General features: G+C 68.2%; 1 protein-coding gene. It reads right to left on the bottom strand.

The features are described from left to right. On the bottom strand, nucleotides 1–629 hold a 629-nt coding region (gene ruvB / locus HA630_RS00665; protein WP_166832049.1), incomplete at both ends, for a Holliday junction branch migration DNA helicase RuvB.

Raw genomic sequence — 629 nt, 5'->3', positions numbered from 1 at the left:
ATGCGCCCGCGCGGCGTGCGCTGCAAGTAGCCCTGCTGGATCAGGTAGGGCTCGATCACGTCCTCGATGGTGTCGCGCTCCTCGCCGATGCTGGCCGCGATGTTGTCCAAGCCCACCGGCCCGCCATCGAACTTGTGGATCACCGCTTCCAGCAGCTTGCGATCCATCAGGTCAAAGCCCACCGGGTCCACGTCCAGCATGGCCAGGGCCTTGTTGGCCATGTCCAGGGTGATGGTGCCGTCGCCCTTGACCTCGGCGTAGTCGCGCACCCGGCGCAGCAGGCGGTTGGCGATGCGCGGTGTGCCGCGAGAACGCCGGGCCACCTCGAACGACGCATCGGGCGCGATCGGCGCGCCCAGCAGCCCGGCGCTGCGTTTGACGATGCGGGCCAGTTCCTCGGGCGTGTAGAACTCCAGCCGCCCGACGATGCCGAAACGGTCGCGCAGCGGGTTGGTCAGCATGCCGGCGCGGGTGGTGGCGCCCACCAGGGTGAAGGGCTGCAGGTCCAGCTTGATGCTGCGCGCCGCCGGCCCCTCGCCGATCATGATGTCGATCTGGTAGTCCTCCAGCGCGGGGTAGAGGATTTCCTCCACCACGGGCGACAGCCGGTGGATCTCGTCGATGAACAG

It is taken from the genome of Aquabacterium sp. A08 (assembly GCF_011742065.1).
This window is presented reverse-complemented; position numbering and strand designations above follow the sequence as displayed.